Origin of the sequence: Streptomyces sp. NPDC048606 (assembly GCF_040650855.1) — a bacterium.
Classification (GTDB): Bacteria; Actinomycetota; Actinomycetes; order Streptomycetales; family Streptomycetaceae; genus Streptomyces.
The window spans coordinates 253,678-273,329 of sequence record NZ_JBEZIB010000006.1; the positions used below are offsets into that span (position 1 = coordinate 253,678).

Consider the following 19,652-nt stretch of genomic DNA (forward strand, 5'->3'; position numbering starts at 1 on the left):
TACGCGCGCACGCCGATGCCCCCGGCACCCGTCAGGGCTCCGGGGGCGTCCGCGCCGTGCGGCTAGAGGTTGCCGCGCTTGTCCTGCTCGCGCTCGATCGCCTCGAACAGGGCCTTGAAGTTGCCCTTGCCGAAGCCCATCGACCCGTGGCGCTCGATGATCTCGAAGAAGACGGTCGGCTTGTCCTGGACCGGCTTGGTGAAGATCTGGAGCAGGTAGCCGTCCTCGTCGCGGTCGGCGAGGATCTTCAGCTCGCGCAGCTCGTCGATCGGGACGCGGGTGTCGCCGACCCACTCGCCGAGGGTGTCGTAGTAGGTGTCCGGCACGGACAGGAACTGCACGCCGGCGGCGCGCATGGTGCGCACGGTCGCGACGATGTCGTTCGAGGCGAGCGCGATGTGCTGCACGCCCGGTCCGTTGTAGAACTCCAGGTACTCGTCGATCTGCGACTTCTTCTTCGCGATCGCCGGCTCGTTGATCGGGAACTTCACCTTCTTGGTGCCGTCCGCGACGACCTTCGACATCAGCGCCGAGTACTCGGTCGCGATGTCGTCGCCGACGAACTCCTTCATGTTGGTGAAGCCCATGACCTTGTTGTAGAACGCGACCCACTCGTTCATGCGGCCGAGCTCGACGTTGCCCACGCAGTGGTCGATGGCCTGGAAGGTGCGCTTGGCGGGCGGCGCCACGATCGGGTCGACGGCCACGTAGCCCGGCAGGTAGGGGCCGTCGTAGTCGCCGCGCTCGACGAGGGTGTGGCGGGTCTGGCCGTAGGTGGCGATGGCCGCCAGGACGACCGAGCCGTTCTCGTCCTTGACCTCGTACGGCTCGTCCAGGCCGCGCGCGCCCTGCTCGACGGCGTAGGCGTACGCCGCGCGGACGTCCGGGACCTCGATCGCCAGGTCGATCACGCCGTCGCCGTGTTCGGCGACGTGCTCGGCGATGAAGCGGCCGTGGTCCGTCGTCGGCTTGATGACCGAGGTGAGGACGAAGCGCGCGGAGCCGTTCGTGAGGACGTAGCTGGCCGTCTCGCGGCTGCCGTTCTCCGGTCCGGAGTAGGCGACGAGCTTCATGCCGAAGGCCGTGGAGTAGTAGTGCGCGGCCTGCTTGGCGTTGCCCACGGCGAAGACGACCGCGTCCATGCCCTTCACGGGGAAGGGGTCGGCGTCACGCGCGGTCTGCGGGGTGGTTTCGAGGTTCGCCAGAGACTCAGTCATGAGCGCAGAGTCCCGCCCTTCCACAAGCTGCGCAATAGTTTCCATTTCCGCTGTACAGAATGACCAGCACTGGCGCAGGATGACTGAGAGATCTGTGCAGTATGACCAGCCATTCCAGGGAAGGTACGGGTACCCCGCGCATGGGCATCGACGAACTCGACGGCCGGCTCATCGTCCTGTTGGCGCGCGAGCCCCGGATCGGGGTCCTGGAGGCCTCGCGCCGGCTCGGGGTGGCGCGCGGCACGGTGCAGGCCCGGCTGGACCGGCTCCAGTCGAACGGGGTGATCCGCGGCTTCGGCCCGCAGGTGGACCCGACGGCCCTGGGCTATCCGGTGACGGCCTTCGCCACCCTGGAGATCAAACAGGGGCAGGGGGCGGACGTACGGGCGCACCTCGACGGGGTGCCGGAGGTGCTGGAGCTGCACACCACCACGGGGCACGGGGACATGCTCTGCCGACTCGTGGCGCGGTCCAACGCGGACCTCCAGCGGGTGATCGACCGGGTGGTCGGCTTCGAGGGGATCGTGCGCGCCTCGACGGCGATCGTCATGGAGAACCCGGTCCCCCTGCGGATCATCCCCCTGGTGGAACAGGCGGCCGGGGACCGCTGAGTCCGGGCCCGCCGGGCCCGGACCCGGTCAGCAGGTCGGGACGGTGCCGCCTCGGTTCAACGCCCGCAGGGAGTTCACGGCGTCCGTCAGGGTCGTGACGGGGATCAGCCGCAGGCCCTCGGGCAGGTCGGTGCGGGCGTCGGAGCACTCGTCCATCGGCACGAGGAAGACGGTCGCCCCGTCGCGGTGCGCGGCCTGCGTCTTCAGCGCGACGCCGCCCACCGCGCCGACCCGGCCGTCGGCGGCGATGGTCCCCGTACCGGCGATGTTGCGCCCGCCCGTGAGGTCGCCGCCGCTGCCGTCGCCGTCGAGCTTGTCGATGATGCCGAGGGAGAAGAGGAGTCCGGCGCTGGGGCCGCCGACGTCGGCGAGGTTCAGCGCGACCTTGACGTCCTTCGGGTCCTTGCGGAGGTATCCGAGCGCGGCCTCGGCGGCGTCCGACTGGGACCTGGTCATCTCCTCCAGGTTGTGTTCCTCGATCTCCCGGTCGCTCCCGCCGGAGGGGTAGACGGCCTCCTTGGGCATGACCGCCCGGCTGCCGTCGAACCAGTGGTCGAGGAGTTGCGGCAGCCGCACCGTGGAGGACGGGCCGGTGGCCTGGATGGTCGTCATCCGCAGTTGGCCCTTCGTCTCCCGGGTGGGGGCGCCGGTGACGACGATGACGGGTTTGCCGTCCTTCGCCCCGAGCACGTCGGCCGTGAGTCCGGGCTGCGCGATCACGAAGGGCAGCGGTGCGAGGGCGGCGACGGCGAACAGGCCGAGCAGGGGCGCGGCGCAGACGGCCAGGGCGGCGGGACGCGGCAGACGTGTGAGGCGAGAGAGCACCCCGCCAATCTACCGACCCGCGCCGCCCGGCCCGCCTCAGCGCAGTGCGTCGGCGACCTCGCGCGCCGCGTCGACCACGCGCGGGCCGACGCGTTCGGGCACGGCGTCGGCCAGCATGACCACGCCGACGCTGCCCTCCAGGCCGGTGATCCCGACGAGCGGGGCGGCGGCGCCGCTGGCGCCCGCTTCGAGTTCCCCGTGGGTCAGCGTGTACCCGGGGTCGATGAGCGTGCCCTGGCGGGCGGCGAGGATGGCCCGGCCGGCCGCGCCGCGGTCCAGCGGGTGGCGGAAGCCGGCCCGGTAGGCGACGTGGTAGTCGGTCCAGGTGGGCTCCACGACGGCGACGGCGAGCGCCTCGGAGCCGTCCACGAGGGTCAGGTGCGCGGTGGCGCCTATGTCCTCGGCGAGCGAGCGCAGCGCGGGCAGCGCGGCTTCGCGCACCAGCGGGTGGACCTGTCGGCCCAGCCGCAGCACGCCGAGGCCGACCCGGGCCCGGCCGCCGAGGTCGCGGCGGACCAGGGCGTGCTGTTCCAGGGTGGCGAGCAACCGGTAGACGACGGTGCGGTTCACACCGAGACGGTTGGACAGCTCGGTGACGGTCAGACCGTGGTCGGTGTCGGCGAGCAGCTTGAGGACTCTGAGTCCTCGGTCGAGAGTCTGGGAGGTCTCCGCGGTCACGACGCCTCTCCCTCTGTGTATGTGGGCGGCGGTGACTCTCACGAGGCGGAGCGCTGCCGGTCCCTCGGCGACGCACGGAGAGGCCGCCGGTAGCGGCCATGGCACCGGCTGCGCTCCCGCGGCGGCGCTGCCACGGGGCGTTCGATGCGGGGACAGTAGCGAGCGGGTCCGCTCAGCGGAAGGCCTCGTCCAGAATCCGGGCGCCTACTGCCGGTTTGTGCGCGTTTCCGCGCGCGCATGTGTCAATTCGTAATCTCCCCGGGCCGAAAATCGCTTTACACGCCCATTACTCTGATCGTGTTCAAAAAGACGTTGGGGGTGGGCGGAAGGCGGCTACAGCCGCCCGAAGCACACGTAGGGGAGAGAAGTACAAGTGAAGCTGAAGCGCATGGCCGTCGTCGCCGCCGCCGCCGTGGTGGGCCCGACGGTCCTCATGGCCACGCCCGCGATGGCGGACGAGGTCCAGAACCCGGCGGTCACGACCCCGGACGCGGCTCCGAAGGAGGACGCCGCCCCGGTCGCCGAGGCGCCCGCGAAGGCCGAGACGCCCGCGAAGGTCGAGACCCCGGCGAAGGCCGAGACGCCCGCCGAGAAGCCCGCCGAGCAGGCCCCGGCCGAGAAGCCGGCCGCCGAGGAGCCGACCAAGGTGGAGACCCCGGGCGTGCAGACGCCGGTCGTCACCCCGCCGCTGGTGCCCCCGGTCTTCCCGGCGCCGGTCCCGGCCCCGAGCCCGGAGAAGGCCGCCTCGGACGCCAAGATCGCCGAGGAGGCCCTCGACGGCGCGGAGTGGGAGGCCAACGGCCCGAAGCTCACCCTCAAGGACGTCCCGTCCTCCTTCACGGCCGGCACCGGCTGGAAGGAGTTCACCCTGGTCGTGGACAACTCCGACGGTGAGGACCTGGAGGACTACAGCCTCGGTCTGAACCTGCTGACCCGCACGACCGAGTTCAAGCCGGGCCACATCTCCCTGGAGGTGTACCTGCCCGACGAGAACGGCAAGTGGGGCTGGTACCCGGTCGAGGCGGAGGGCGAGCAGGACGCCTTCGCGCTGGACTTCGGCCGCGGCTCCATCGAGAAGGGCGACAAGTTCGACCTCAAGCTGCGCCTGAAGTTCGCCAAGGACGCCCCCGGCACCGAGTTCGCGCTCGCCGCGGTCGGCTGGAGCAACGTCCAGGGCGAGGAGATCTTCTCCGACACCAACTTCGCCCGCGCCGTGCTGAAGAAGGCCGGCAGCGGCGGCAACAACGGCGGCGGTGGCAACACCGGTAACAACGGCAACACCGGTGGCGGCAACAACAACACCAAGCCGAACGGCGGCGGCACCACCACGCCGATCGTCGACAACAACGGCGACGGCACCGGCACGGGCACGGGTACCGGCACCCACACCGGCGGAGAGCTCGCCGAGACCGGTTCCGACGCCGCCACCACCTGGGCGCTCGGCGCCGGCGGTGTGGCCCTGGCCATGGGCGCCGCCCTGGTCGCCGGCACCGGCCGTCGTCGCCGCGTCACCTCCTGACCCACGCGGATACGAGAACGGGGTCCGCGCGCACCGCGCACGGACCCCGTTCCGTCCCGGCCTCGCCTACGGACGGGCCGGCGGGCTCACCGCATCCGGGTGGCCCACTCCTGCACCTTCTTGATCCGCTCCTTGAGCTGGCCCGCCGTCGCCTCCGCGCTCGGCGGCCCGCCGCACACCCGGCGCAGCTCGGTGTGGATCACCCCGTGCGGCTTGCCGCTCTGGTGGACGTACGCGCCCACCATCGTGTTCAGCGACTTGCGCAGCTCCAGCAGCTCCTTGTGCGACACCACGGGCCGCCGCTCGGCCGGCAGCTCCAGCAGGTCAGCCTGCTCGTCCGGCCTGCGCCGGCTGTGCGCGATCTGCCGCGACTGCCGCTTCTGGAGCAGCATCTGCACCTGGTCCGGCTCCAGCAGCCCGGGGATGCCGAGGTAGTCCTGCTCCTCCTCGCTGCCCGGGTGCGCCTGCATGCCGAACTCGGCGCCGTCGTAGAGGACCCGGTCGAAGACGGCGTCGGACTCCAGCGCCTCGAAGGACATCTGCTCGTCCTCGCCGGTGTCCTCGTCCTCCTGCCGGTTCGCCTCGTCCATCTCCTTCTCGGACTCGGCGTAGGGGTCCTCCTCGCCCTTCTTCTTCGGCTTGTCGAGGACGTGGTCGCGCTCGACCTCCATCTCGTTCGCGAAGCCGAGGAGGTAGGGGATCGTGGGAAGGAACACGGACGCGGTCTCACCTCGCCTGCGCGATCGCACGAAGCGGCCGACGGCCTGCGCGAAGAACAGCGGGGTCGAGATCGTCGTCGCGTACACGCCCACCGCGAGGCGGGGCACGTCGACGCCCTCGGACACCATGCGGACCGCGACCATCCATCGGTCGTTGTTCGCGCTGAAGGTGTCGATGTTCTTCGAGGCCCCGGTGTCGTCGGACAGGACGACGGTCGCCTTCGTGCCGGTGATCTCGCGGATCAGCTTGGCGTACGCGCGCGCCGCGTCCTGATCGGCGGCGATGACGAGCCCGCCCGCGTCGGGGATGCCCTTCCTGACCTCCGTGAGCCGCTGGTCGGCGGCGCGCAGCACGTTCGGCATCCAGTCGCCGCGCGGGTCGAGCGCGGTGCGCCAGGCCTGCGAGATGGCGTCCTTGGTCATCGGCTCGCCGAGGCGGGCCGCGATCTCGTCGCCCGCCTTGGTGCGCCAGCGCATGTTGCCGCTGTAGGACAGGAAGATCACGGGCCGCACGACGCCGTCGCCGAGCGCGTTCCCGTAGCCGTAGGTGTAGTCGGCGGAGGAACGGCGGATCCCGTCGTTGCCCTCCTCGTACGTGACGAAGGGGATCGGGTTGGTGTCGGACCGGAAGGGGGTGCCGGTCAGGGCCAGGCGCCGGGTGGCCGGGTCGAAGGCCTCCAGGCAGGCCTCGCCCCAGGACTTCGAGTCACCGGCGTGGTGGATCTCGTCGAGGATCACCAGGGTCTTGCGCTGCTCGCACCGGTTGCGGTGCAGCATCGGGCGGACGCCGACGCCCGCGTAGGTGACGGCGACCCCGTGGTAGTCCTTGCTCAGCGGCCCGGCGGAGTACTCCGGATCGAGCCGGATGCCTATGCGGGCGGCGGCTTCCGCCCACTGCTTCTTCAGGTGTTCGGTCGGCGCGACGACGGTCACCTGCTGGACCACGTGGTGGTGCAGCAGCCAGGACGCGAGGGTCAGCGCGAAGGTGGTCTTGCCGGCACCGGGGGTCGCGACCGCGAGGAAATCACGCGGCTGCGTCTCGATGTACCGGTTGAGGGCACCCTCCTGCCAGGCACGCAGCTTGCTGGCGGTGCCCCACGGCGCACGGCCGGGGAAGGCGGGTGAGAGGTGGTGGGAGGCGGTAGTAGTCACGGTCTCCGGTTCGTGCTCTCGGTGGCGGTCGTACGTAGGACAACCGGGCCACCTTACCGGCCCGGGCCCGCCCCCCGGCGAGGGACAGGCCCGTGACCTCGGCACGTGCGGCGAGCGTCACATGGAACCCAACCTCCGGGCGATCAAGGCCACATCGCCCTCACGACCGGCCGCGACGTCGATGACCAGCGCGTACGCGGCCTCCTGGTCCACCCCGCCGAGATCCACGCCGTTCACGGCCAGGAAAGTGGCGGCGGCGAGCCAGGCGGTGCGCTTGTTGCCGTCGACGAGGGGGTGGTTCGTGGCGATGGCGTGCAGCAGCGCGGCCGCCTGTTCGTAGAGGTCCGCGTAGGCCGGCGTCCCGTACATCCGGGCCCGCGGCCGGTGCACCGCCGACTCCAGCAGACCGGGCGCGCGCAGCTCGACGCTCTGGTCCAGGGCCAGGCAGGCGTGCCCGGCCAGGTCGAGGACCTCGGCGAGCGTGAGGTGGCGCACCGGGGCCGTGGCGCGGCTCACCGGCCGAGCCTCTCCAGGAGCGGGGCGTGCCGCAGCGCGAGCCGGGCCGCCTCGGCGGCCACCCGCTCGCGCTCGGCGCTCAGCAGGGCGCGCACGGCGTCCGCGGCGAGTTCCCGCGGGGTGCGGCCGGTGGCGTCGGCGAGGTCGGCGAGCCGGGAGAGCTCGTCCTCGGTGAGCGGGAGGTCGAAGGAGGTCATGGCCGGACCCTAGGCGAGGCCGACGACGTTCTCCTCCCCTTTACGCGGGCCCCGGACCCGCGCCCCGCAGCCGCGCCGCCCCGGCGGGGACCGGGTCCAGACGGCCGGCGATCCAGGCACCGGCCAGGGCGACGGCGGACATCGGGAGGAACACCGCCAGGAAGGCCGCCGGGTGCGAGGCCGCGGCGCCGCCCTCGGCCAGGGAGTGCCCGGCGCCGACGGCAGCCCCGCCGAGCGCGGCGAAGGCGGCCCCGACGCCGGCGAGCAGCACCACGTTGGCCAGCGCGTCGGAGATCTGGAGCGCGGCGGAGTTCGTGCCCGCCGCCTCGGGCGGGGACAGCTTCAGCAGCAGCACGCTGGTCGAGCCGATGACCAGGCCCATGCCGAGGCAGCCCACCGCCCAGGCCGGCGCCAGGAGCCACACCGGGACGGACTCGATCAGCACCGCCGGCGCCGCCGCGATGGCGAAGGCCACCATCACCATGCCGGCGACCATCAGCCGCTCCCGGTGGGGCGCCATCCGCCCCTGGGACTGCACCCAGGAGCCGAGCGCCCAGGTCACCCCGCCGAGCGCGAGCGAGAAGCCGGCCAGCGTCGGGCTCATGCCGCGCTGGGTGACCAGCATCAGCGGTACGAAGCTCTCCGCGCCGATGAACGACCCCGCCGCCACCCCGCGCAGCAGCACCACCGACGGCAGCCCGCGCCGGGCCAGGTAGGTGCCGCGCGGCAGCAGGCCCCGGACGGCGGGCACCAGCAGGGCCGCGCCGGCCAGCGCGGGCAGCAGGGACGGCCACCGCAGGTCCTGGGCGGCGTACTGGAGCAGCCCGGCGCCGGCGGAGATCCCGAGGGCGAGCCGGATGCGACGGCCGTCGAGGGCGGCGGCCGGGGCGTTCGGATCGACGGGGCCGGAGGCGGTCCGGCGTATCGCGGGCAGCGCCACGCACAGCGGCACGACGACCAGCGCCGGGATCCCGAGGAACACCCACCGCCAGCCGAGGTGCTCGGTGACCGTTCCGGCGGCGAGCGGTCCGACGATCGACGGCACCACCCAGCTCGCGGCGAAGGCCGCCATGATCGCGGGGCGCAGCCGTTCCTCGTAGGCGCGGCTGACCACCACGTAGAGGGCGACGATCACCAGGCCGCCGCCGAGGCCCTGCACGGCCCGGCCGAGGACGAAGACGCCCATCACCCCGGCGGTCCCGGAGCACACCAGTCCGGCGGCGAAGGCGGCGATCCCGACGGTGAGCGGGCGCAGCGGGCCCTGCCGGTCGGCCCACTGGCCGGACAGGACCATGCCGAAGAGGCTGGTCGTGTAGTAGGCGGAGAACCCGAAGGCGTACAGGCCGACCCCGTCGAGCTCGCGGGCCGCGACGGGCATGGCGGTGCCGACGGCGGTGGCCTCGAAGGCGATGAGGAAGACGACGGAGACGATCCCGATGCTGAGCGCCCGGTACGCCGCTCCCAGGATCCCGCTCCCGCTCGGGCCGCCGGGGGCGACCGAAGGGGCGGGGAGGGGCTTCTCGGGGGTCTCGGGCCCGCTCGGCACGCGGGGTTCAAGGGCGCTCATCGCCCCAGCGTAAGGTGCGTAGCCCGGGATCGACCCTGTCCGTTCGACGGAGATCGAGGGACCGGGGGACCTAGGTCCCCCCGCCGAGGACCCTCCACTGTGAACGCGGCGTGGCAGTCGCGTTGCGCCCCGCCCGCCCCCCTTCCCCACCCACCCGGGCGCCCGTACGTTCGTACTCGCACCACCCGCCACGGCCGTGTGCCCGAGTGGTTGAGGGACTCGCCTGCAAAGCGAGTTACGCCGGTTCGATTCCGGTCACGGCCTCCACACGACGATGGGGCCGCCCGGGGGATTCCCCCGGGCGGCCCCATCGTCGTGCCCGGCCCCGGCCGGGCGGGGCCGGGGCCGGGTCAGGCCTGGGGGGTGGGGTGGGGTGGGGCCACGGCGGCCGAGGGGCGGATCGGGATCCGGTTCACCGGGCGGCCCGTGGCGGCGCGGACCGCGGAGGCCACCGCGGCCGGGGTCGTCACGACCGGCACCGCGCTCGCCGCCTTCGCCCCGAACGGGGCCACCACGTCCCGCTCCTCGACGAGCCGCACGATCCGCACCGTCGGGGCGTCCAGCGACGTCGGCAGGGCGTAGCCCGTCAGGTCGGGGTGGCGCACCAGGCCGGAGACCGAGCGCAGGTTCTCCGTGAGGGCCGCGCCGACGCCCTGGGTGACGCCCGCCTCGATGCGGGCCTCCAGCTGCCGGGGGTTGAGGACGCGGCCGACGTCCTGGGCCACGGCCAGCTCCACGACCCGTACCGAGCCCAGTTCGATGTCGACGTCGACGACCGCGCGGATCGCGCAGAAGGCGAGGCCGACGAAGGCGTCGCCCTGGCCGTCCGCGTCCAGCGGCTCCGTCGGGTGGGGGCGGCACTGGGCCGTGGCCCAGAGCTCCTTGCCCTCTATCGCCTCCGCGACCGACATGGAGAAGGCCCCGTCGTAGGAGGTGATGCGGCCGTCCGCGATCTGCAGGAGTTCCGTGGACATGCCGAGCTTGGCGGCCATCGGCGTCAGCAGTTGCGTACGGACCATCTTGGCCGCCCGCTCGACCGCGCCGCCCGACACCCAGGTGTGCCGGCCGTGCGCGGAGGGGCCGGCCGGCGGCTGGTCGGTGTCGACGGGGGCCGTCGCCACCTCGTCCACGCCCAGGACCTCCTGGACGATCTGGCGGGCGAGGGTCGCGAAGCCCTGGCCGGTGTCGACGGCCGCGCAGATGACGGTGGCGGTGCCGCCGACGACCTTCACCGTGGCCGTGGAGACCTCGTCGGCGCCCTCCGCGCCGAGCATGTGGACCATGCCGACGCCGTAGCCGACGCCGCGCCGCACCGCGCCCGGTTCGCCCGCGCCCTCGGGGCCGCCGGGCAGCAGCCACTCCTCCTCCGGGGTGTCCTTGGGCAGGGAGGGCAGCGGGAAGTCCCGGACCGCCTGGAGCAGTTCGGCCACGGGGGCCGGGCAGGTGACGGTCTGGCCGGTGGGCAGCAGGTCGCCGGTGGCGAGGACGTTGCGCAGGCGCAGCTCCGCGCCGTCGATGCCGAGCGCCGCCGCGAGCTTGTCCATCTGGCCCTCGTAGGCCGCGCAGACCTGCATCGCGCCCTCGCCGCGCACGTGCCCCGACGGGGGGTTGTTCGTGCGCACGGCCCAGCCCTCGACGAAGGCGTGGGGGACGACGTACGGGCCGCAGGCGAAGGCGACCGCCGCCGCCAGGGACTCCGCCGAGGAGTCGGCGTAGGCACCCGCGTCCATCAGGATCTGGGCCTCGACCTTGACGAGGCGGCCCTCCGCGTCCGCGTGGTGGCGGTAGCGCAGCAGGGTGGGGTGGCGGTGGGCGTGGCCGAGGAAGGACTCCTCGCGGGTGGCGGCCAGCTTCACCGGGTGGCCGGTGCGCAGCGCGAGCAGCCCGAGCGGGAGCTGGAAGGCGGCGTCCTCGCGGTCGGCGGTGGCGCCCGGGACGCCGGTGACGACGACGCGCACCCGGTCCGGGTCGAGGCCGAAGCAGGCGGCGGCGAGGTCGCGGTCGGTGTGCGGGTCGGTGGAGGCGGTGTAGATCTCCACGCCGCCGTCGGGTCGCGGTACGGCGAGCCCGGCCTCGGCGCCGATGGGCGCGGGGTCCTGGCGGCCGATGCGGTAGAGGCCCTCGACGACGACCTCGCCGGTCGCCTCGGGGTCTCCGTAGCGGAGCGGGATGTGGCGGATGAGGTTGCCGTCGGGGTGCAGCGGGACCGCGCCGAAGGACTGTTCGGGGTCGGTGACGGCGTCGAGCAGCTCGTACTCGACGGCGATGGCGGCGGCGGCGAGGCGCGCGGTGTCGGGGTGGTCGGCGGCGACGGCGGCGATGGGCTCGCCGTGGTGGCGCACCACGTCGTGGGCGAAGACCGGCCGGTCGGCGATGCGGCGGCCGTGGGTGGTGGCGCCGGGGACGTCGGCGTGGGTGATGACGGCGCGTACGCCGGGCATCTCGGCGGCGGCCGAGGTGTCGACCGAGAGGATGCGGGCGTGGGCGTGCGGGGAGCGCAGCACGGCGGCCCACAGCAGGCCCTCGGCCCACAGGTCGGCGGCGTAGGGGAAGGTGCCCTCGGTCTTGGCGCGGGCGTCGGCCGCCGGTACGGAGGCGCCGATGCCGCGCAGCGGCGGCGGCTGGTCCCCCTCGGGGGCGGCGGCGACCGTGGTGACGCTCGTCGTCGCCGTGGCCGCGTCGTGCCCGCTCACGCCATGCCTCCGTTGTGGTGGATCCCCGTGGTGCCGCCGTCGTGCTCGCCGCCGCCGGCGTGCTCGACGCCCTGCCCGTACTCGCCGCCCGCGCCGTACTCGACGCCCTGGCCGTACTCGACGCCTTGCCCGTACCCGGCGCCCGCGCCGTGCTCGACGCCCTGGCCGTACTCGACGCCCGCGCCGTACTCGGCCGCCTGCCCGTACTCGACGCCCGCGCCGTGGCCGTGGACGCCGCCCTCGCCGGGCGGTGCCTGGTGCGGGATGCGCGGTTCGGCGCCGGTCCCGCCCGCCGCGGCGGCGTCGGCGGCCTGCCGGTCCTGTGCCTGCTGTTCCGCGGCGGCGGCCTGCGCGGCCTCCCGCTCCGCGACGACGTCACGGACGGCTTCCATGACGCCCTTGTAGCCGGAGCAGCGGCAGAGGTTGCCGCACAGCGCCTGGCGGGTCTCCAGGTCGCTGGGGGCGTGGTTGCCCTCCAGCAGGTCGTGGATCGTCATGGCCATGCCGGGCACGCAGAATCCGCACTGCACCGCGCCCGACCTGCACAACGCCTGCTGCACGTCCGACAGTTCCCCGTCGGTCGCGAGCCCCTCGACGGTGCGCACCTCGCTGCCCGCCGCCGTGGCCGCCGGGACCAGGCAGGAGGCGACGAGCCGGCCGTCGACCTGTACGGCGCAGGCCCCGCACTCCCCCTGGGAGCAGCCGTCCTTGGCGCCGGCGAGGCCGAGGCGCTCGCGCAGCACGTACAGCAGGGACTCGCCGATCCAGGCACCGGTGACGGGCCGGTCGGCGCCGTTGACGCGCAGGACGTAGGAGGCCGCCGGGTGTTCGTGCTGGGCGACGGCGGGGGCGCCCTCGACCGGGTCCTCGTACGTCGCCCCCAGGCCCGGGGTCCCTTCGGCGTCGCCCTCGTGCGGCACGGTCACCGCGAGGTCGGGGGCGTCCGCGTCCGGCGCCTGCGCGACCGGCGCCTCCTCGGGCACCGACGGCCCCGCCGGCGGGTCGACCGGCGCGGCCCCGACCGGCTCGACCGGCGCGGCCTCGGCCGCCTCGGCCGTCTCGACCGTCTCCGCGAAGGACTGCCCCTGCCCGAGGGTGTGGCCCGGCCCCTCCCCGGGGCCGTACCCCGGCTCGCGGTCCGGTTCCGCCCCCGGTCCGGGGTCGTGGGCGTGCCCGGCGGCTTCGCCCGCGTCCACCGGGCGCGGGCGCTCGCCCTCGACCGGCGTGTCCGCCGGGCCGTGGGCGGCTTCGATGTCCGGGGCCGCGTGCGGGACCGCCTCCGGCTCGGGGCCGGTCGTCCCCGCCTGGCCCTCCGGCAGCGGGGTGCCCACGCCGGGGCCGCCGAGCACCCTGGGGCCGCGCACGGGCGCGGGCGCGGCCTCGCCGGGCAGCACCCCGGAGGTCATCAGCGTCTCGGAGCCGGTCCACGGCGCGGCGCCGCCGACCGGCGGGGCCGTCGCGTCCGGGCCCTGGCCCCAGAGGTCGGTCCGCTCCCCGGCCGACGGATCGGCCGGGGCGGGGTCGTACGCCCGGTCCGCCGGCGCGGCGGGGTGGCCGCCGTAGGGCGCGTACGCCTCGGCCGGCGGGAAGCCCGCGGCGTCCGTCGGCAGCGTCCACTGTCCGGTCGCCCCGTGCCCCTCGACGTGCCCGGTGTACCCGGCGTGCGCGGTGTGGTCGACGTGCTCCGCGTGCGCGGTGTGGTCGACGTGCTCCGCGTGCGCGGTCTGGTCGACGTGCTCGGTGTGCTCCGCGTGCTGGACCGCCTCGGGGAAGTGCCACTCGGCCGTCGCGCTCGGGTCCGGGTCGACCGCGGGAGCGGGAGCCGGAACGGCGGCGTTCGCGTAGGGGTCCTGCTCCGGGGCGCTCTCGCGGCCCCGGTCGGCGAAGACCGCGGCCACCGAGGCCGGCAGCGGGATGGACGCCGGGATCGGGCTGCGGGCCGGCGCGGCCGGGGCCGCCGGGGCGGACGCCCCGCCCGCCTCGGGCCACTGCACGGGCATCGTCCAGGTACCGGTGGCGGTGGGGTCCGCGCTGCCGGAACCGAGCGGCACGATCATCGGCGGCGGCGCGTACCCGTGTCCGGGCGCGGCCAGCGGCTCCCCGGTGTCGAGCGCGTCCAGCATCTCCTGCGGCAGCTTCACGAAGGCCGTGGCCTCGTTGTCGTACTCGCCCCCGTGCGGGACCGGCTCCCAGCCCCAGCCGGCGCCGTCGCCCGTCGTTCCGCTCACGTTCTCGTTCCCGCTCATGAGGTCAGTGCCCTCCCCAGGGCCCTGCGCGCCAGCACGGCCACCGTCCGCCGCAGATGCAGTACACCGGAGGGGACGGGTTCCCCCTGGTCGGGCACGCAGGCCGCGGCGACGTACTCGCCGAAGGCCTCCAGCGCCTCGGGGGCCAGCGTCCGGTCGCCGTCCCAGTCGATCAGCGAGGCCACCCACTGCTCGGCCTCCAACGGGCGCAGCGGCATCGGGGCCACCGCGCCGATCGCGCACCGCACGCCCCGGCGCGCGGGGTCCAGCACGAGGCCCACGGACGCCACCGCGCGCCCCGGACCCGTACGCCCGGTCGCCTTCAGGAAGACCTGCGGCGCGTGCAGCAGGGGCACCCGTACGAAGCCGATGAGTTCGCCGCCGCGGAGCATCTCGCGGCCGGCCAGCAGGTGGGAGACGGGGATCTCGCGGCGCGCGCCGCCGGGGCCGACGATGACCAGGACCGCTTCGAGCGCCGCCAGCACGGGCAGCGCGTCACCGGTCGGGGCGGCCGTGGCGATGTTCCCGCCGAGGGTGCCGGCGTTGCGGATCTGCGGCGGGCCCGCGGCGCGCGCGGCGGCGGCCAGCGCCGGGATCAGGGCGGCGAAGTCGGGCCGTCCCATCCGGGCGTGGGTCAGGCCCGCGCCGAGGAGCGCGTGCCCGTCCTGGTACTGCCAGCCGCGGATCTCGCTGATCCGGCCGAGACCGACCAGCGCGGCGGGCCGCAACAGGCCCGCGTTGACGGCCGCCATGAGGTCGGTTCCGCCGGCCACGGGCACGGCGGCGGGCATGGCGGCGAGCGCCGCCACGGCCTCGTCGAGCGTGGTCGGAAGCGTCACGGCCTGCGCCGCCCGGTCCGCGTGCGGTGTGTGCGGCCCCTGAGCTGAATGCGGTGCGTGCGGTGCGTGCGTGGTCAACCCGGCTGCCCCTTCCCGATGTCCCGGTCCCGGCGCTCACGCCTGTCCGCCGTACGGTACGTGCTCACCGCCGGGACGTGGCAACTCTGGCACATCTTCGGGGCCGGCCGGCGCGAGGGTCTCCCCCGCGGCGCGCGCCGGCCCGCACGGCCGGCCGGCGCGCGCACCCGCCCCGCGACGCCGTGCGCGGGCCCCTTCCCGGGCCGCGCCGCGCTTCCACCCGAACGCCCGTTTTCCCCCGGATACGCCTCATTCGAGCGAGAGTTCCAAAGGTTTCCGAAGAGTTCCGCTTGCGGTCACGCGGGCGGGAAGGAGCCCCCGCGCCCCCGCGTCACACGATCGGAGGGACCCCCTCGACCGGGCGGCCCGACACCCCCGGCCGACGCTGCCACGGCAAGGGACCGGCCGGCGGCCGGTAGCCGACCCCGAGCGCGTCCAGGCGCGCGTAGTGCGAGGTCATCCGCGCCTCGAAGGCCGCGTAGTCACGGGATTCCGGTTCGGGCAGGGGCGACCACACCACCTCGGCGAAGGCCGCGAGGCGGGGGAACGCCTGGTAGTCGACGCGGCCCTGGTTCTCCATCACCTCGGTCCACACGTTGGCCTGCGCGCCCAGCACGCGCGCGGCGGCCTCCGGCGACAGCTTGGGCGGCACGGGCTCGAAGCGGTAGACGTCCTCCAGGGTCCGCACGTACCCGATGGGCATCGGCTCGTCGGGGCCCCCCGCCTGACGGTGGTCCAGGTACACCTGCTGCTCGGGGCACATCACCACGTCGTGTCCGGCCTCGGCGGCGGCGATCCCGCCCGCGTACCCGCGCCAGGAGGAGACGGCCGCGCCGTCGGCGAGTCCGCCCTCCAGGATCTCGTCCCAGCCGATGAGCCGCCGGCCCCGCTCGGCGAGCCAGTGGTCGAAGTGCCGGATGAACCAGGACTGGAGGCCGCCCTCCCCGTCCACGCCCAGTTCGGCGATCCGGCGGCGGGCCGTCGGGGAGGCGCGCCACTGCTCCTTGGGGCATTCGTCGCCGCCGACGTGCACGAACGGGGCCACCTCGACGGGGAAGAGCTCCAGCAGCTCCTCGAAGACGCCCTCGTAGAAGCGCAGTACGGTCTCGGTCGGGGCGAGGACGTTCTCGCTGATGCCCCAGTCGTCCCACACGCCCAGTGCCGCGGTGTCGACGACGTCGGCGTTGCCCAGTTCCGGGTAGGCGGCGATGGCGGCCTGGGAGTGGCCCGGGATGTCGATCTCGGGGACGAGGCGGACGTGCCGCTCGGCGGCGTAGGCGACGATCTCGCGGATGTCGTCCTGGGTGTAGAAGCCGCCGTGCGGGGTCTCGTTCCACAGCGGGGAGGCGCGGTGCCCCCACCGGCTGCGGGGCCGCCAGGCGCCGACCTCGGTGAGCCGGGGGTGGCGCCGGATCTCGACCCGCCAGCCCTGGTCGTCCGTCAGGTGCAGGTGGAGGACGTTCAGCTTGTGCGCGGCCAGCAGGTCGATCTGGCGCAGCACCCCGTCCTTGGGCGTGAAGTGCCGGGCGACGTCGAGCATCATGCCGCGCCAGCCGAAGCGCGGCGCGTCCTCGATCCGCGCGTACGGCAGGCTCCAGGCCGCCCGGCCCGCCAGCGGCGCCCTGCGGTGGGCCTCGGGCCCCAGCAGCTGACGCAGCGTCCGCGTGGCCCAGAACAGGCCCGCGGGGTCCGCCCCCACCAGTTCGACACCGTCCGCGCCGACCTCGATCCGGTACGCCTCGGGTCCGGGCGCCGCGAGCCCCTCGGGGTCGAGCGCCAGCCGCACGTCGCCCCGCTCGCCGGCGGCGGCGTCCGGCAGGTCCCAGCCGGTGGCCGCCCCGAGTTCGCGGCGCAGCAGGCGGGCGACGTCCTCGGCGCCGGGCCCGACGCTCAGGGTCGGCCGGTTCCCGAAGACGTGGCGGCGGCCCTCCCCGTCCGGTACGGCGAGGCGGGGCAGGGGGATCAGGTCCATGCGGCAACCCTTCGCGGAAGCGAGCGCGTTGCGCCCTGCGCAACGCTCGTTCCGCAGGGCGCTCGTCCTCGCCGACCCTAGCCCGCCACCGGGACACGGCAAAGGCCCCCGGACGCGATCTCGCGCACCCGGGGGCCTTCGCCGACGGTTTCGGGACTTCCCTACTCGCCGTTCGGGACTTCCCGCCTCGTTCCTCGGGACGTCCCTCCCGGCCCTCTCGGGGCCCGCCTACTTGTCCTTGCCGCCCTTGTCCTTGTCGCCACCGGCGCCCATGGAGTCGTAGATCTCCTTGCACATGGGGCAGACGGGGTACTTCTTCGGGTCGCGGCCCGGAACCCACACCTTGCCGCAGAGCGCGACGACGGGGGTGCCCCCGAGCGCGCTCTCCATGATCTTGTCCTTCTGGACGTAGTGGGCGAAGCGCTCGTGGTCGCCGTCGCCGTGGGACACCTGCGGCGTCGGCTCTACGAGGGTCCCCGTACCAGTCCCGCGCTCGGGCTCAAGAGTGCTCATGAATCCAGGGTACTGAACGCCGACCGGGTCAGTTCAGCGACGGGTCGTCCAGATAGGTGGCGACCATCGCGAGGTCGCTGCGCTGCCGCCGCAGCACCGCCCGCCACAGCCGTTCGGGGTCCGGGAAGGAGACGTCACCCGGCTCGGAGTCCACCACGTACCAGGCCCCCTCCCCCAGCTCCGACTCCAGTTGGCCCGGGCCCCAACCGGAGTAGCCCGCGAAGATGCGCAGCCCACCGAGGGCCGCGGCCAGCAGTTCGGGCGGCGCCTCCAGGTCGACCAGGCCGATCGCCCCGTGCACCCGGCGCCAGCCGAGCGGCCCCTCCTCGCCCGGGATCACCGCGACCCCCAGGGCCGAGTCCAGGGCCACCGGACCTCCCTGGAACACCACCCCCGGATCGCCGGCCAACGGCGCCCACGGCAGCAGGATGTCGCGCACGTCCACGGGGGTGGGCCGGTTGAGGACCACGCCGAGGGAGCCCTGCTCGTCGTGGTCGAGCAGCAGCACCACCGCGCGGTCGAAGTTCGGATCCGCGAGGGCGGGGGTGGCCACGAGCAGCCGCCCTGTGAGGGAGGACACCTCGGTCATGCGGACATGATCTCGCACAATCGTGCTCCGGGGGGAGCCGGCGGCCGGATTCGATCACGCGCAGCTCAGGGCGCACGGCGGCAAGGAGGAGCGCGCACCCCCCGCGCACCCCCCGAACCCTTCCGGAAGTCGACGCTCCGCTACCTGGCGCACACGCTGGGTGCTGTACCGAATTCATGACAGTCCTACGGCCACGTCACCCATACAAACAAGGGGGTGGTGGCGCTTACCCTTTTCCCTGCACCCCTGCCCATCCCTCTCCGGAACGCGAGATCCATGACCGGCAACGATGTCCTGCTTGTCCACGGCGGTACCCCGCTCGAGGGCGAGATCCGTGTCCGCGGCGCGAAGAACCTCGTGCCGAAGGCCATGGTCGCCGCGCTGCTCGGCAGCGGCCCCAGTCGGCTGCGCAACGTCCCCGACATCCGCGACGTGCGCGTCGTGCGCGGGCTGCTCCAGCTGCACGGCGTGACGGTGCGCCCCGGCGAGGAGCCGGGCGAGCTGGTGCTCGACCCGACCCACGTCGAGAGCGCGAACGTCGCCGACATCGACGCGCACGCGGGCTCCTCCCGGATCCCGATCCTCTTCTGCGGCCCGCTGCTGCACCGCCTCGGCCACGCCTTCATCCCGGGCCTGGGCGGCTGCGACATCGGCGGCCGGCCGATCGACTTCCACTTCGACGTGCTCCGCCAGTTCGGCGCGACCATCGAGAAGCGCGAGGGCGGCCAGTACCTGGAGGCCCCGCAGCGCCTTCGCGGATGCAAGATCCGCCTGCCCTACCCGTCGGTCGGCTCGACCGAGCAGGTCCTGCTGACGGCCGTCCTGGCCGAGGGCGTGACCGAGCTCAGCAACGCCGCCGTGGAGCCCGAGATCGAGGACCTCATCTGCGTGCTGCAGAAGATGGGCGCGATCATCTCCATGGACACCGACCGCACCATCCGCATCACCGGTGTCGACCAGCTCGGCGGCTACAACCACAAGGCGCTCCCGGACCGCCTGGAGGCCGCCTCGTGGGCCTCCGCGGCCCTGGCGACCGGCGGCAACATCTACGTCCGCGGGGCGCAGCAGCGCTCGATGATGACCTTCCTGAACACGTACCGGAAGGTCGGTGGCGCGTTCGAGATCGACGACGAGGGCATCCGCTTCTGGCACCCGGGCGGTCCGCTCAACGCCATCGCGCTGGAGACGGACGTGCACCCCGGCTTCCAGACCGACTGGCAGCAGCCGCTGGTCGTCGCCCTCACCCAGGCCTCGGGCCTGTCGATCGTCCACGAGACGGTCTACGAGTCCCGCCTCGGCTTCACCTCGGCGCTCAACCAGATGGGCGCGCACATCCAGCTGTACCGCGAGTGCCTGGGCGGCAGCGCCTGCCGCTTCGGCCAGCGCAACTTCCTGCACTCGGCGGTCGTCTCCGGCCCCACCAAGCTGCAGGGCGCCGACCTGGTCATCCCCGACCTGCGCGGCGGGTTCTCGTACCTGATCGCGGCGCTGGCGGCCGAGGGCACCTCGCGCGTCCACGGCATCGACCTGATCAACCGCGGCTACGAGAACTTCATGGAGAAGCTCGTCGAGCTCGGCGCCAAGGTGGAGCTGCCGAACGGCGACCTCGTCTGATCGGCTCACAGCCCCTCCCGGGGCCCCACGGGGCTCCGACCTCCCACAGCGGGCCCCGCCGACGCACCTCCACGGGGACGACGCGGACCTCGTCGAAGTGGTAGACG

The 19,652-nt window shown here is 73.9% G+C and carries 16 protein-coding genes and 1 tRNA gene; 4 read left to right on the forward strand and 13 right to left on the reverse strand.

What is annotated here, in order from left to right; translation table 11 throughout:
- Positions 1-62 precede the first annotated feature (62 nt).
- Positions 63-1,217 carry a 4-hydroxyphenylpyruvate dioxygenase gene (hppD, locus tag AB0D01_RS09545; protein ID WP_363054511.1) on the reverse strand — a complete coding sequence of 385 codons (1,155 nt, stop codon included), beginning with the start codon at positions 1,215-1,217 and terminating at the stop codon, positions 63-65.
- 140 nt (positions 1,218-1,357) lie between these two features.
- Here hppD and AB0D01_RS09550 point away from each other — a divergent pair, with 140 nt between their 5' ends.
- Positions 1,358-1,828 carry an Lrp/AsnC family transcriptional regulator gene (locus AB0D01_RS09550; RefSeq protein ID WP_363054512.1) on the forward strand — a complete coding sequence of 157 codons (471 nt, stop codon included), beginning with the start codon at positions 1,358-1,360 and terminating at the stop codon, positions 1,826-1,828.
- Between the two features lie 27 nt (positions 1,829-1,855).
- Here AB0D01_RS09550 and AB0D01_RS09555 read toward each other — a convergent pair whose 3' ends face one another.
- Positions 1,856-2,653 carry a S16 family serine protease gene (locus AB0D01_RS09555; RefSeq protein WP_363054513.1) on the reverse strand — a complete coding sequence of 266 codons (798 nt, stop codon included), beginning with the start codon at positions 2,651-2,653 and terminating at the stop codon, positions 1,856-1,858.
- A gap of 36 nt (positions 2,654-2,689) precedes the next feature.
- Positions 2,690-3,331 carry a helix-turn-helix domain-containing protein gene (locus AB0D01_RS09560; protein WP_363054514.1) on the reverse strand — a complete coding sequence of 214 codons (642 nt, stop codon included), beginning with the start codon at positions 3,329-3,331 and terminating at the stop codon, positions 2,690-2,692.
- Between the two features lie 373 nt (positions 3,332-3,704).
- On the opposite strand from AB0D01_RS09560, the gene AB0D01_RS09565 reads away from it, so the two are divergent.
- A complete protein-coding gene (locus AB0D01_RS09565; protein ID WP_363054516.1) occupies positions 3,705-4,850 on the forward strand; it encodes a hypothetical protein in 1,146 nt (381 codons plus the stop codon).
- Between the two features lie 86 nt (positions 4,851-4,936).
- Here AB0D01_RS09565 and AB0D01_RS09570 read toward each other — a convergent pair whose 3' ends face one another.
- The 4 genes from AB0D01_RS09570 to AB0D01_RS09585 all read right to left on the reverse strand — a co-directional run bounded on the left by AB0D01_RS09570 (position 4,937) and on the right by AB0D01_RS09585 (position 9,001).
- Positions 4,937-6,721 (reverse strand): DEAD/DEAH box helicase, encoded by a 1,785-nt coding sequence (locus AB0D01_RS09570; RefSeq protein WP_363054517.1) that lies wholly within the window; start codon positions 6,719-6,721, stop codon positions 4,937-4,939.
- A 117-nt stretch (positions 6,722-6,838) separates the two neighbouring features.
- Complete coding sequence (locus AB0D01_RS09575) at positions 6,839-7,237, reverse strand: type II toxin-antitoxin system death-on-curing family toxin (RefSeq protein WP_363054518.1); 399 nt, start codon at positions 7,235-7,237, stop codon at positions 6,839-6,841.
- Entirely contained in the window at positions 7,234-7,434 is a 201-nt protein-coding gene (locus tag AB0D01_RS09580; RefSeq protein WP_363054519.1) for a hypothetical protein, read from the reverse strand. The genes AB0D01_RS09575 and AB0D01_RS09580 overlap by 4 nt, the downstream gene beginning before the upstream one ends.
- Before the next feature lie 40 nt (positions 7,435-7,474).
- Complete coding sequence (locus AB0D01_RS09585) at positions 7,475-9,001, reverse strand: MFS transporter (RefSeq protein ID WP_363054520.1); 1,527 nt, start codon at positions 8,999-9,001, stop codon at positions 7,475-7,477.
- A gap of 192 nt (positions 9,002-9,193) precedes the next feature.
- On the opposite strand from AB0D01_RS09585, the gene AB0D01_RS09590 reads away from it, so the two are divergent.
- Positions 9,194-9,268, forward strand: a tRNA-Cys gene (locus AB0D01_RS09590).
- A gap of 83 nt (positions 9,269-9,351) precedes the next feature.
- Here AB0D01_RS09590 and AB0D01_RS09595 read toward each other — a convergent pair.
- The 6 genes from AB0D01_RS09595 to AB0D01_RS09620 form a co-directional block, all read right to left on the reverse strand.
- Positions 9,352-11,694 (reverse strand): xanthine dehydrogenase family protein molybdopterin-binding subunit, encoded by a 2,343-nt coding sequence (locus AB0D01_RS09595; RefSeq protein ID WP_363054521.1) that lies wholly within the window; start codon positions 11,692-11,694, stop codon positions 9,352-9,354.
- Entirely contained in the window at positions 11,691-13,940 is a 2,250-nt protein-coding gene (locus tag AB0D01_RS09600) for a 2Fe-2S iron-sulfur cluster-binding protein (protein WP_363054522.1), read from the reverse strand. The genes AB0D01_RS09595 and AB0D01_RS09600 overlap by 4 nt, the downstream gene beginning before the upstream one ends.
- Entirely contained in the window at positions 13,937-14,857 is a 921-nt protein-coding gene (locus tag AB0D01_RS09605; protein ID WP_363054523.1) for an FAD binding domain-containing protein, read from the reverse strand. Before AB0D01_RS09605 ends, AB0D01_RS09600 begins: the two co-directional genes overlap by 4 nt.
- Before the next feature lie 331 nt (positions 14,858-15,188).
- Positions 15,189-16,829 (reverse strand): beta-N-acetylhexosaminidase, encoded by a 1,641-nt coding sequence (locus tag AB0D01_RS09610; protein ID WP_363054524.1) that lies wholly within the window; start codon positions 16,827-16,829, stop codon positions 15,189-15,191.
- A 228-nt stretch (positions 16,830-17,057) separates the two neighbouring features.
- Positions 17,058-17,342, reverse strand: a complete 285-nt coding sequence (locus AB0D01_RS09615) for a DUF3039 domain-containing protein (RefSeq protein ID WP_363054525.1) — start codon at positions 17,340-17,342, stop codon at positions 17,058-17,060.
- 28 nt (positions 17,343-17,370) lie between these two features.
- Complete coding sequence (locus tag AB0D01_RS09620) at positions 17,371-17,931, reverse strand: YqgE/AlgH family protein (protein WP_363054527.1); 561 nt, start codon at positions 17,929-17,931, stop codon at positions 17,371-17,373.
- Between the two features lie 276 nt (positions 17,932-18,207).
- On the opposite strand from AB0D01_RS09620, the gene murA reads away from it, so the two are divergent.
- Positions 18,208-19,545 (forward strand): UDP-N-acetylglucosamine 1-carboxyvinyltransferase, encoded by a 1,338-nt coding sequence (gene murA / locus AB0D01_RS09625; protein WP_363054528.1) that lies wholly within the window; start codon positions 18,208-18,210, stop codon positions 19,543-19,545.
- Positions 19,546-19,652 lie beyond the last annotated feature (107 nt).